This is a genomic window from Massilia sp. 05N420 (genome assembly GCF_056397205.1).
Map to the genome: position 1 here is coordinate 92,036 of NZ_JBFTMX010000009.1, position 11,999 is coordinate 104,034.

At 64.3% G+C, this 11,999-nt stretch carries 14 protein-coding genes and 1 riboswitch; of the genes, 5 read left to right on the forward strand and 9 right to left on the reverse strand.

Going from position 1 to position 11,999, the window contains the following annotated elements; translation table 11 throughout:
* Positions 1-2 precede the first annotated feature (2 nt).
* The gene (locus tag AC1DIX_RS07695; RefSeq protein ID WP_477323314.1) at positions 3-770 is read left to right on the forward strand and encodes a LytR/AlgR family response regulator transcription factor; all 768 of its coding nucleotides are present in this window, start codon (positions 3-5) and stop codon (positions 768-770) included.
* Between the two features lie 3 nt (positions 771-773).
* On the opposite strand, the gene recQ is transcribed toward AC1DIX_RS07695, so the two are convergent.
* From recQ to AC1DIX_RS07715, 4 genes are all read right to left on the reverse strand, one after another.
* Entirely contained in the window at positions 774-2,594 is a 1,821-nt protein-coding gene (gene recQ, locus AC1DIX_RS07700; RefSeq protein WP_477323317.1) for a DNA helicase RecQ, read from the reverse strand.
* Positions 2,595-2,626: 32 nt separating this feature from the next.
* Positions 2,627-3,460 carry an undecaprenyl-diphosphate phosphatase gene (locus tag AC1DIX_RS07705; protein WP_477323319.1) on the reverse strand — a complete coding sequence of 278 codons (834 nt, stop codon included), beginning with the start codon at positions 3,458-3,460 and terminating at the stop codon, positions 2,627-2,629.
* Positions 3,461-3,685: 225 nt separating this feature from the next.
* Entirely contained in the window at positions 3,686-4,492 is an 807-nt protein-coding gene (locus AC1DIX_RS07710; RefSeq protein ID WP_477323322.1) for a hypothetical protein, read from the reverse strand.
* A 111-nt stretch (positions 4,493-4,603) separates the two neighbouring features.
* Positions 4,604-4,882, reverse strand: a complete 279-nt coding sequence (locus tag AC1DIX_RS07715; protein ID WP_442122834.1) for a YkgJ family cysteine cluster protein — start codon at positions 4,880-4,882, stop codon at positions 4,604-4,606.
* Between the two features lie 86 nt (positions 4,883-4,968).
* Here AC1DIX_RS07715 and AC1DIX_RS07720 point away from each other — a divergent pair, with 86 nt between their 5' ends.
* The 4 genes from AC1DIX_RS07720 (at position 4,969) to AC1DIX_RS07735 (ending at position 8,211) form a co-directional block, all read left to right on the forward strand.
* Complete coding sequence (locus tag AC1DIX_RS07720) at positions 4,969-5,631, forward strand: TetR/AcrR family transcriptional regulator (RefSeq protein ID WP_477323324.1); 663 nt, start codon at positions 4,969-4,971, stop codon at positions 5,629-5,631.
* Positions 5,632-5,794: 163 nt separating this feature from the next.
* Entirely contained in the window at positions 5,795-6,448 is a 654-nt protein-coding gene (locus AC1DIX_RS07725; protein WP_477323326.1) for a protein-L-isoaspartate O-methyltransferase family protein, read from the forward strand.
* A 15-nt stretch (positions 6,449-6,463) separates the two neighbouring features.
* On the forward strand, positions 6,464-6,787 hold the full coding sequence (locus tag AC1DIX_RS07730; RefSeq protein WP_442122837.1) for a rhodanese-like domain-containing protein: 324 nt from the start codon (positions 6,464-6,466) through the stop codon (positions 6,785-6,787).
* 53 nt (positions 6,788-6,840) lie between these two features.
* A complete protein-coding gene (locus AC1DIX_RS07735) occupies positions 6,841-8,211 on the forward strand; it encodes a TolC family outer membrane protein (RefSeq protein ID WP_442122838.1) in 1,371 nt (456 codons plus the stop codon).
* 73 nt (positions 8,212-8,284) lie between these two features.
* On the opposite strand, the gene ribB is transcribed toward AC1DIX_RS07735, so the two are convergent.
* From ribB to AC1DIX_RS07760, 5 genes are all read right to left on the reverse strand, one after another.
* A complete protein-coding gene (gene ribB, locus AC1DIX_RS07740) occupies positions 8,285-8,950 on the reverse strand; it encodes a 3,4-dihydroxy-2-butanone-4-phosphate synthase (protein WP_477323328.1) in 666 nt (221 codons plus the stop codon).
* A 95-nt stretch (positions 8,951-9,045) separates the two neighbouring features.
* Positions 9,046-9,185, reverse strand: a riboswitch (FMN riboswitch).
* Between the two features lie 73 nt (positions 9,186-9,258).
* Positions 9,259-9,672, reverse strand: coding sequence for a lactoylglutathione lyase (gloA, locus tag AC1DIX_RS07745; RefSeq protein ID WP_442122840.1), 414 nt, complete (start codon positions 9,670-9,672; stop codon positions 9,259-9,261).
* Between the two features lie 153 nt (positions 9,673-9,825).
* Positions 9,826-10,254, reverse strand: coding sequence for an OsmC family protein (locus AC1DIX_RS07750; protein ID WP_442122841.1), 429 nt, complete (start codon positions 10,252-10,254; stop codon positions 9,826-9,828).
* Positions 10,255-10,275: 21 nt separating this feature from the next.
* Entirely contained in the window at positions 10,276-11,604 is a 1,329-nt protein-coding gene (locus tag AC1DIX_RS07755) for a PQQ-dependent sugar dehydrogenase (RefSeq protein ID WP_477323330.1), read from the reverse strand.
* Complete coding sequence (locus tag AC1DIX_RS07760) at positions 11,601-11,924, reverse strand: hypothetical protein (RefSeq protein ID WP_442122843.1); 324 nt, start codon at positions 11,922-11,924, stop codon at positions 11,601-11,603. The genes AC1DIX_RS07755 and AC1DIX_RS07760 overlap by 4 nt, the downstream gene beginning before the upstream one ends.
* Positions 11,925-11,999 lie beyond the last annotated feature (75 nt).

The following is an 11,999-nucleotide window of genomic DNA, read 5'->3' on the forward strand; positions in this document are numbered from 1 at the left end:
GCATGAGCACGAATCCCACGGTGCTGGTCGCCGAAGACGAACCCCTGATGCGCGAGCGCCTGCTGGAACTGCTGGCGCAATGCTGGCCCGAGGCGCGCGTCGTGCTGGTGGCGGAAAACGGCAACGACGCCTGGGACGGCTTCCTGGAGCACGAGCCGGACGTGGCCTTCCTCGACATCCGCATGCCGGGCCTGTCAGGCCTCGAAGTGGCCGAGCGCATCGGCGCCATGGCCCACGTGGTGTTCGTCACCGCCTACGACCAGTACGCCGTCGATGCCTTCGACACCGGCGCGGTCGACTACCTGCTCAAGCCCCTGCAGGCCGAGCGCCTGGACAAGGCGGTGGCGCGCCTGCGCGGCAAGCTGTCGATGCGAACGGAGGCTTCCGGCCCCGGCATGGGCGAGTTGCTGCGCCACCTGAAGGCGGCGCTGCCGGGCCTGCACCACGAGCGCACCAGGTGGATCAAGGCCAGCGTCGGCCGCCAGGTGCGCGTGATCGACGTCGACGAGGTGTTGTTCTTCCAGGCCGACACCCGCTACACCCGCATCGTGCTGCGCGACTACGAAGCCCTGGTGCGCACGCCGCTGAAGGATCTGTTGAGCGGTCTCGATCCGGACCGCTTCTGGCAGATCCACCGCGCCACCGTGGTCAACGTGAATGCGATCCTGGCTGCCGAGCGTATCGACGCCGAACGCATGCAGGTGCTGGTGAAGGGGAGCGAGGAGAAGCTGGCGGTGAGCCGGACGTTCGTGCACCTGTTCCGGGAGTGAAAATCACACCATCTCGGAAATCATCGACACGATCTCGTCGCCATACGAGGTCAGCTTCTTCGCCCCCACGCCGGACACGCCGCGCAGCTCGTCCAGCGAAGTCGGCTTGACCTTGGCGATCTCGCGCAGGGTGGCGTCGCCAAAGATGATGAAGGCCGCCACGCTGTGCGCCTTGGCGGTCTCGAGGCGCCACCAGCGCAGCTTCTCGAAGATCTTCTGCTCGGCCGGCGACAGGTCCATCTCGACGTAGCCCTTGGTGGGACCGGCCTGGCGCTTCTGCTTGACCGGCTTCTGGTACTGGCGCAGCTCCACCTTGCGCTCGCCCTTCAGCACCGCGCGCGCCGATTCCGTCAGCTTGAGGGAGCTGAAGGCGTCGTGGTCGACGGTGACCAGGCCCAGCGCAATCACCTGGCGCACGATGGCGCGCCATTCGTGCTCGCTGCGGTCGGCGCCGACGCCGTACACGGTCAGCTTGTCGTGGTGCCACTGGCTGATGCGCTCCGTCTGCACCCCGCGCAGCACGTCGATCACGTGGCCGGCGGCGAAGCGTTGGTCGACCCGGTAGATGGCCGACAGCAGCTTCTGCACCGGCACCGTCGCGTCGAAAGACACCGGCGGGATCAGGCAGGTATCGCAGTTGCCGCAGGGGCCGGAACGCTCGCCGAAATACTCCAATAAGCGCATCCGGCGGCAGCTCAGCGTCTCGCACAGACCCAGCATGGCGTCCAGCTTCGAGCCCAGCACGCGCTTGAAATTCTCGTCGGCCTCGGACTCGTCGATCATCCGGCGCTGCAGCACCACGTCCTGCAGGCCATAGGCCATCCACGCATTCGAGGGGAGGCCGTCACGGCCGGCGCGCCCCGTTTCCTGGTAATAGCCCTCGAGGGATTTCGGCAGGTCGAGGTGGCAGACGAAACGCACGTCCGGCTTGTCGATGCCCATGCCGAAGGCAATGGTCGCCACCATCACGATGCCGTCTTCGCGCAGGAAGCGGGCCTGGTTATCGGAGCGCAGCGCGTAGTCCATGCCGGCGTGGTAGGGCAGGGCGCGGATCCCGTTTTCATTGAGGAACTCGGCGGTCTCCTCGACCTTCTTGCGCGACAGGCAATAGACGATGCCGGCGTCGCCGGTGTGCTCGGTCGTGATGAAGTCCAGCAGCTGCTTGCGGCCGTTGGTCTTTTCGACGATGGCGTAGCGGATGTTCGGGCGGTCGAAGGACGACACGAACTGGCGCGCTTCTTCCAGTTGCAGGCGGTGGGCGATCTCGGCGCGGGTAAGCTGGTCGGCGGTGGCGGTCAGCGCGATGCGAGGCACGTGCGGGAAGCGCTCGTGCAGGATCGACAGGCGGATGTACTCCGGACGGAAGTCGTGGCCCCATTGCGAGACGCAGTGCGCTTCGTCGATCGCGAACAGCGAGATGTGGGACGCCTCGAACAGCTCCAGGCAGCGCGGCGTCATCAGGCGCTCGGGCGCCACGTAGACCAGGTCCAGCTCGCCGGTGCGCACCAGGCGCTCGATGCGCAGGGTCTCTTCGAAGGTCTGGGTCGAGTTCAGGAAGGCCGCGCGCACGCCGACTTCGGCGAGGGCGTCGACCTGGTCCTGCATCAGCGCGATCAGCGGCGAGACCACCACGCCGACGCCGTCGCGCAGCAGGGCGGGGATCTGGTAGCACAGCGATTTGCCGCCGCCGGTAGGCATGAGGACGAGCGCGTCGCCGCCGCGCGCGACCTGCTCGACGATCTCGGCCTGTTGCCCGCGGAAGGCGGGATAGCCGAAGACCGTCTGCAGGATGTGCAGCGCGCGTTGTTCGATGTCGTCCGTCATGGTGTTACTTTGTTCAGGTTAGCCAGCCCGGCTCAGTCAGCCCAAACGACCCAGCCGAAGTGCGCCGTGAGCAGAATGACGATACCGAACACGATACGGTACCAGGCGAAGCCCGTGAAGTCGTGCGTGCTGATGAAGCGCAAGAGCCAACGGACGCAAAGGAAGGCCGACACGAAGGCAGCCACGCCGCCGATCAGGAACAGCGGCAGGTCGGTCATGTGCAGGTCGTGGCGCGCCTTGAACACCGAGTACACGGTGGCCGCCAGCAGGGTCGGGATCGCCAGGAAGAAGGAGAATTCGGTGGCCGCCTTGCGCGACAGGCCGAACAGCATGCCGCCGATGATGGTGGCGCCCGAGCGGCTGGTGCCCGGGATCAGCGCGAAGCACTGGGCGCAGCCGACCTTGAAGGCGTCGATCATGGTCATGTCGTCGACGGTCTCGATGCGGTGCGAACCGGCCAGGGTCTTGTGGCGGCGCTCCGCCCACAGGATCACCAGCGCGCCGATGATGAAGGCGAACGCGACCGGCGCCGGGGCGAACAGGTGATTCTTGATCGCCTTGCTGAACAGCAGGCCCAGCACGGCGGCCGGCATGAAGGCGACGAACAGGTTGACCACGAACTTCTGCTGGCGCGGATCCGAGGTCAAACCTTGCATCACGGTACCGATGCGCGCACGGTATTCCCACATCACGGCGAGGATGGCGCCGGCCTGGATTGCAATCTCGAACACCTTGGCGACTTCGCCCGTAAAGTTGATCAGGCTGCCGGCCAGGATCAGGTGACCGGTAGAGGAGATCGGCAGGAACTCGGTGAAGCCTTCGACGAGGCCCATGATGATCGCTTTCAGGGCGAGAATGATGTCCATGAAGTTTTGGTAAGGATGTTATTGTGGATGCGAAACGCGGAAGGGGTGCTGCGCAGGCTTGCGGCAAGCAGGGCGCAAGCTTACCACGGCGAAGCACCCTACCGTCGAGTTCCCCGCATCAGGTGGTGGCTTTTTTTCCGCAGGCAAGAGTACAGCTGACCGCCGGGACGACGGTCATGGGAGTGGAAGGTATTCCGTCTCCCGTGGACCGGGAGGACGGGGAAGTCAGCGCCAGCGCGCCTTGTCGACCCGGCTGGCTTCGATCTGTCCCGCATTGCGGACGAGATCCCGGACTGCTTCGGCATTGCGAATCCCGCTCAACCAGACACCGACGTAAAGATTGGCTCGCCCAACCATCCGAAGAAAGAGGGGGCTGTGGATCTGGCCGGAAGAGTCAAGTTTGTGCAACTCGTAAGTATTCGTCGTCTTGCTGAAGATACCTGACTCGATCGTCAAACGCTGCGACGACATCTTGTACCGGATATTTTTCAGCCTTAGCGCCCACACGCAGTGAGAGTAGACTTGATAAGCCACGATCAGGATGCCGGCCCATCTGGCGACCTGGTACCAGATGTCGTCAGGTCCGCTTGCCGAAGCGCTGCTGCTTGCCTTGGCAGCCTGTTCATTGGCAACGCTTGCGCTCTTGTTGGCTGCACGCGTCTTTTTCTTGCCATGGCCATGCTTGTCGGCCGCGACAGGGGGCTGGGCCGGCTGTGCGGCCTCGGCGACCGGGGTGCCGGGAAGGGATGGGGCGGGAGCAAACACGGCAAGGGCAGCCAGCCAGATGAGGACGAGAACGACCCATTTGAGGACGCTGGACAGCATCAGTGCCAGGGTCGGCGAGTCTTGCCACACCTGGGCTTCAGGGTCGTAGTTCAGGAGTTCCTGCGCAACGGCGGTGACGCGCCCATTGCCGATGTTCGTCCCGGTCTGGGTTACCAGGCTGTCGACATGGTGAAGGGACATGACATTGTCGCGATTGGCGACACTGCCTTCGCCAGCGTCGTTACGGACATCGAGAACACCGCTCATTGGAGGATCCGGGAAGAGTCAGAAAAACAGGATAAATAATTATATCGATGGCATCTTGTTTTGCCAATGGGAAATATTTTGACGCAGAGCCCGGGCGCCGGAACCAGAACGTCAGAGCGGTGCCGTCGCGCGCTCCAGTTCGCTTAGCCAATGGATGGCATGTGTGCGATTCGCGCCGCACATGTCTTCGGACGGTTGCAGCCCTCCGCAAAACGGCGGCCGCTCCGGTTTGCCGAAGACAAGGCAGCGGTTGTCTTCACCCAACTGAATGCACCTGACCCCGGCAGGTTTCCCATCAGGCATTCCCGGGATCGGACTCGTAATCGATGGAGCAATACAGCAGGCGCCGCAGCCAGGCCGGCAACCGAGGGAGGAAAGCGGGGAGTTCATGCTGTAAGTATACTCGCCACAGCTTGACTGCCCCCAGCCCCGGGTCTATATTTCCTGACTCAACAGTTAGTTGTCGGACAGAAGCAATGCCATGCCCTTTCGAAACCAAGCCACGCTGGGAGCGCCGTAAAGACGCGCGGCCCCAGGAGTTGCTGGAGGCAGCCATCGACCTGTTCGTCGAACGTGGCTACGCCGCCACACGCCTGGAAGACGTCGCGCGCCGCGCCGGCGTCTCGAAGGGCACGCTCTATCTGTACTACGAAAACAAGGAAGAGCTGTTCAAGGCCGTGGTCCGCAGCAGCATCGTGCCCGTGATCGGCGAGGCCGAAGTCTCGGTTGCCGAATTCGAAGGCCACAGCGCGGACCTGCTGCGCCACCTGATCCACTCCTGGTGGCAGCGCCTGGGCGCGACCAAGGCCTCCGGCATCATCAAGCTGGTCACCRCCGAAGCCGACAATTTCCCGGAACTGGCCTGCTTCTACCAGGAAGAGGTCATCAAGCGCGGCACCGCGGCCATGTCCGGCATGCTCGAGCGCGGCATCGCGCGCGGCGAGTTCAGGCCGCTGGACGTCAACCTGATGACCCAGGTGCTGATCGCGCCCATGCTCATGCTGATCACCTGGAAGCATTCCGTCGGCCCCTGCCCGCGCGCGGAGCTGGAGCCGCTGGCCTTCCTCGACACCTTCCTGGACATGGCCCTGAACGGCCTGCTTCCGGCGCCGGACGCTGCGCGGCCGACCGCCGCGTGAACTGTCCAGCAACGTCAAGACGCCATTTTTCGGCGTTCATCCCTTCTAAACTGCAGACTGTCGCAATTTCCCGTGGTCTCGGGTGCCATATCGCTAAGATGTGTTTCCCGAGGCCGTTCAACGATAAAATATCGGATTATTTCTTTTTCCGCCGAGTATTAAGATGAATATCGAACAAGCCCGCTTCAACATGATCGAACAGCAGATCCGCCCCTGGAACGTGCTGGACACCGACATCCTCGACCTGCTGCACGTGGTCAAGCGCGAACAGTTCGTGCCGGCCGAGTACCAGAACCTGGCGTTCGCGGATGCCGAGATCCCGCTGCCGGGCGGTCAGGCAATGCTGAACCCGAAGATCGAGGCGCGCATCCTGCAGGACATCGGCCTGAAGAAGCATGAAAACGTGCTGGAAATCGGCACCGGCTCGGGCTACATGGCGGCCCTGATGGCGCACCGCGCTGCCAAGGTCACGACCGTGGAAGTGAACCCGGAAATCAAGGAACTGGCAGAGAAGAACCTGGCCAAGGCCGGCATCGGCAATGTGGTCGTGGAACTGGGCAACGGCGCGGCTGGCTGGGACAAGGGCGCCCCGTACGACGTGATCGTGATCTCGGGCGCGCTGGAGGTGCTGCCGGAAGCCTTCCTGAAGCAGGTGAAAGTGGGCGGCCGCATCGCCGCCATCGTCGGCGAGCCGCCGGCCATGGAATTCAACATCGTCACCCGCACCGGCGAGAACAGCTGGAACACGGTAAAAGTGTTCGAGACCAATGTGAAGTACCTGGCCGGCGCGCCGGCCGTGTCGCACTTCCAGTTCTAAAGGAAGAGGCAGACGATGCAGCACATTACCGCTCCCGAGTTGGCCGCCTGGCTGGCCGATCCGTCGCGCCCGAAACCGCTGCTGCTCGATGTGCGGGAAAACTGGGAATTCGAGACCTGCAATATCGCGGGCTCGACCCAGATCCCGATGAATCTGATTCCGATCCGCGTGAGCGAACTGGATGATGACCAGGAAATCGTCTGCGTGTGCCATCACGGCGCGCGCAGCATGCAGGTCGCAGCTTTCCTGGAGCGTAACGGATTTGAAAAGATTACCAATTTGACAGGCGGCGTACACGCCTGGGCCGTGCAGGTCGATCCATCGATGCCGAAGTACTGAGCATCGACGGCGGTCTGCGTCCTTGACTATTGATGACTCCGACGGAGAAAGTAATGCAGAAACCCCTCATCGCCGTGCTGTTGGCCAGCGCGTTTTTCTCGCTCAACGCCCAGGCGGCCGATCTGCTCCAGGTGTACCAGCAGGCTCTGGCGAATGACGCCACCTATGCGAGCGCGCGCGCTTCGGCCCAGGCCGGCCGCGAGCGCGTTCCCCAGGGGCGCGCGGGGCTGCTGCCGACCGTCGGCATCACGGGGGGCATTACCAAGACCAACAACGACTACGCGCCGTTCAACGAAGGCCAGCCGATTCTCGACGCGAACGGCAACCCCACCGGCGGCTTCGTGGCATCGGGCGGTCCGAACCTGACCGCCAAGGAAATCAACGTCCAGCTGTCGCAGCCGCTGTTCCGCTGGGACCGCTGGGAAACCTACCAGCAGAGCAAGCTGCAGCAGGCGATCTCGGAAGCCCAGTTCGCCCAGGCCCAGCAGGACCTGATCACCCGCGTGTCCCAGGCCTACTTCGACGTGCTGGCCGCCCAGGACACCCTGGCCTCGACCCGCGCCCAGAAGGAAGCCGTGACCGAGCAGCTGGCCTCGGCGAAGCGCAACTTCGAAGTCGGCACCCAGACCATCACTGACACCCATGAAGCCCAGGCCGCCTACGACCTGGTGATCTCGCAGGAGATCGCCGCGGTCAACGACCTGGAGACCAAGAAGACCGCGCTGCAGGCCATCATCGGCACCCCCCCGAGCGCGCTGGCGACTCTGCGCACCGGCGTCAACCTGACCGCGCCGCAGCCGATCAACGTCGATCAGTGGGTCTCGGCCGCCGAGAACCAGAACTACGCCGTGTCGGTGGCCGAGCTGCAGCTCGAATCGGCCAAGCGCGACATCTCGAAGAACCGCGCCGGCCACTATCCGACCCTGGACCTGACGGCGAACTCGCAGCATCGCAACGTCAACGGCGCGTTTTCGGGCCAGTCGGGCCGCACGACCAACAACTCGATCGGCATCGCGTACAGCATCCCGATCTTCAGCGGCTTTGCCGTCACCAGCCGCGTGCGCGAAGCGATCGCCCTGGAAGACAAGGCCAGGAATGACCTGGAGGCGAACCGCCGCAACGCCGCGCTGCTGGCGCGCCAGTCCTTCCTCGGCGTGAACTCGGGCCTGGCCCAGGTGAAGGCGCTGGAAGCGGCCGAGGTGTCGAGCAACTCGGCGCTGGAATCGAACAAGCTGGGTTACCAGGTGGGCGTGCGTATCAACATCGACGTGCTGAACGCCCAGCGCCAGCTGTACCAGACCCGCACCGACCTGGCCAAGGCGCGTTACAACACCATCCTGGCCGGCCTGAAACTGAAGGCGGCTGCCGGTTCGCTGCGGGAGGAAGATCTGCAGCCGATCAATGCCTTGTTGCAGCAGCCGTAAGCTGTTTTAGCTTCGATGGAAAAAATGGCGCTTCGGCGCCATTTTTTGTTGCGGCAGTGATTTGCAAGTTTATTCAAGCAGCCTGCTGCTCAAGCTGGGTACGCCACTCGATCAACTCCGCAATCGTCAGGATCGGATAAGCACGCTTGCGCGCGAAGCGTTCGATCGCCTCGCCGCGCATCATGGTGCCGTCTTCGTTCATCAGTTCGCACAGCACGGCGGATGGCTGCAGGCCGGCCAGGATGGCGAGGTCGACCGAGCCTTCGGTGTGGCCCTTGCGGCCCAGCACGCCAGCCGGGTTGGCGCGCAGCGGGAACACGTGGCCCGGGCGCACCAGGTCTTCGGGTTTGGCATCGGGGGCGATGGCGGCACGGATCGTGGTGACGCGGTCCTGGGCCGAGACGCCGGTGGTGACGCCTTCGCGTGCCTCGATCGAGACGGTGAAGGGAGTGCCGTAGCGGCTGCCGTTTTCCGGCGCCATCGGCGGCAGGTCGAGCGCGCGCACTTTGCTATCGGACAGGCACAGGCAGACGATGCCGCTGCACTCGCGGATCATCACGGCCATGGTCTCGACCGTGAGTTTTTCGGCGGCGACGATCAGGTCGGCCTCGTTCTCGCGGTCGAAGTCGTCGAGCAGGATCACGGGAATGCCCGCGCGCGTGGCCTCGAGGGCGGCGGCGATGCGGCCTTCCAGGTCATTGCTTTCAAGGGTGAAGGGATTGATGGTGGTGCTGGTCATTGAGACGCTCCTCGCATGAAGTTAAAGGAACGCATCAGGGCAAAGCGAAATGGCGCGGCACCGCATGCCGAAGCGGCAGCAGGACGCGTGATGACGCACATCTTCTTTCATCCGGACTATACCGTCGGCCCTGGCTTCTCACCAGGTCTGCTGACCCTGCATGGCAGGCGCTCGCGGGCTCGGCCATGATGGCCATACCGCCGGTGGGGAATCGCACCCCGCCCCGAAGACGTATCTGTTTGTGTGCCTGCAGAGCAGGCGAGAAGGATTGTAGCAGGGCCGGCAAAAGGCTGCCGGCCCCGGCCGATTTAGCTGCTCAGGCCGCCGCCGCCGGCATGGTCGGCGCGCTCGATCAGTTCGACCTTGTAGCCGTCCGGATCGGTGATGAAGGCGATCACGGTGGTGCCGCCCTTGACGGGGCCCGGCTCGCGGGTGATGTTGCCGCCGGCCGCGCGCACCTGGTCGCAGGTGTTGTAGATGTCCTCGGTCGAGATCGCGATGTGGCCGTAGGCCGTGCCCATCTCGTACTTGTCGGTGCCCCAGTTATAGGTCAGCTCGAGCTCGGCGTGGTCCGGGTTGTTGCCGTAGCCGACGAAGGCCAGGGTGTACTTGTATTCCGGATTCTCGCTGGTGCGCAGCAGCTTCATGCCGAGCACCTTGGTGTAGAAGTCGATGGAGCGCTGCAGATCGCCGACGCGTAACATGGTGTGCAGGATGCGCATTGTTGTTCCTGATAGTGTGAACGGAAAGCGAGGATTTTATGCGCTCGGACGGATCTTTGCTGACACCGCTGACGTAGGGTAGGCACGCCGTGCCCACGCGCAAGCCTTCAGGATGCAGACCTCACGCGTGGGCTAGGAGAGCCCACCCTACGGTCACGATTGAAGCCTGGCGTCCAGTGTGATGTTGGCGTTGAACAGCTTCGACACCGGGCAGCCTTCCTTGGCTTTACGGGCCGCTTCCTGGAAAGCCTGCTCGTTGGCGCCGGGGATGGTGGCGACCAGGTCGAGGTGAACGGCCGGAATCGCGAAGCCGCCGTCCGCCTTGTCGAGCGAGACCGTGGCCGTGGTTTCCAGCTTCTGGGCCGTCATGCCGGCTTCGCCCAGCTGGGCCGACAGGGCCATCGTGAAGCAGCCGGCGTGGGCTGCCGCCAGCAGTTCTTCCGGGTTGGTGCCGGCGCCGTCTTCGAAGCGGGTGTTGAAGCCGTACTGCTGCTGGTTGAGCGCGCCGCTCTGGGTCGAGACCGTGCCCTTGCCGTCTTTCAGGCCGCCGCTCCAGACGGCGCTTCCCTTACGCTTGATCATCGTCGTTCTCCTTTTGAATGCTTACTTTGTTGCTGGTGTGATGCGCCAGACGACATTGCCGACGTCGTCCGCCAGCAGGATCGCGCCTTGCCTGTCGACCGCGACCCCGACCGGACGCCCGTAGGCCTTGCCGTCCTTGCTCAGGAATCCCGTCAGCACGTCCTGCGGCGGACCGCTGGGCTTGCCGTCGGTAAAAGGCACGTAGATCAGCTTGTAGCCGGAGTGCGGCTTGCGGTTCCACGAGCCGTGCTGGCCGACCAGGGCGCCGTTCCTGAATTGCGGCATCAGGCCGGCGTCGTAGAAGGCCAGGCCCAGCGAGGCCGTGTGCCCGCCCAGCGCGTAATCGGGCGCGATCGCGCTGGCGACCAGTTCCGGCTTCTGCGGCTTGACGCGGGTATCGACGTGCTGGCCGTAGTAGCTGTAGGGCCAGCCATAGAAGGCGCCGTCCTTCACCGCCGTCATGTAGTCCGGCACCAGGTCGTTGCCCAGCTCGTCGCGCTCGTTGACGACGGTCCACATGGCGCCGGTCTGCGGCTGGAAGGCGAGGCCGTTCGGATTGCGCAGGCCGGACGCATAGACACGGCTCTTGCCGCTGGCGATGTCGAGTTCCCAGATGGCGGCGCGGCCCTGTTCGGCGGCCATGCCGTTTTCGGCGACGTTGCTGTTCGAACCGACGGTCACGTACAGCTTCTTGCCGTCGGGCGAGGCGGCCACGTTCTTGGTCCAGTGGTGATTGATGCCGGCGGGCAGGTCCAGCACCTTGGTACCCGGGCCGCCGAGGGTGGTATCGCCGGTCTTGTACGGGAAGCGCCACAGCGCATCGGCATTCGCAATGTAGAGGTCGTTGCCGGCCAGGGTCATGCCGAAGGGCGAGTTCAGGTTCTGCGCGAACACGGTTACGGTATCGGCCGTGCCGTCGGCCTTCACGCCGCGCAGCAGGATGATCTTGTTGGGCGACTCGACGCCGGCGCCGGCGCGTTTCTGCTCGATACCCTGGACCTTGGCACGGATGCCCGTTTCCTTGGGCCCATTGCTTGGCTTATTGCTCTCGGCGACCAGCACGTCGCCGTTCGGCAGCACGTAGAGCCAGCGCGGATGCTCGAGGCCGCTTGCATAGGCGGTAGCAAGCAGCCCGGCGGCCGGCACCGGATGCGTGCCCGGCGGCCACGGATCGGCCGGGGCAATGTTCAGGGTCGGGATCAGGGAACGTTCGGGCGCCGGCAGGACCGGGTCCGGACCGAAGCCGGGCGGATAGCCACCGGTGGCCGCCTGCTGCGGGACTGCCTGGTGGGCGCACGCGCACAGGCCCGCGGCGCCCAGCAGGGCAGCGAGCGACGTGCGTGCGTTCATCGGTTCTTGCCCCCATCCACAGGAACCACGGAATCGTGGTCGCGCATGTCGCGGTTGCGCTCTGGCAGCGGGTTGGCCTCGCCGGTGGCGCCGGGTTTCTTGGCAACCGCGTCTTCCAGGCCCTTGTCGCTGCGGGTCAGGTAATTGTCGGTGTCGACCAATCCCTGTTCCAGGTCTTCGGCGGCCTGCTTGATGATGCCGCGCGGCTTGACGCCCTGGCCGTCCGGCGATTCGTCGCGCTCGTGCGGTGCGCGCTTGTAGTCCTGCTCTTCGATCTTGCGGTCGGTGTTGACGACACGGTCTTTGGCTTCTTCAACCATAGCAATCCTCCTCGGCATGCTTACATTGCTTAAAGCCTAACGCGTGGGGTGAAAGCGGGTCGCGCAATTGGATGA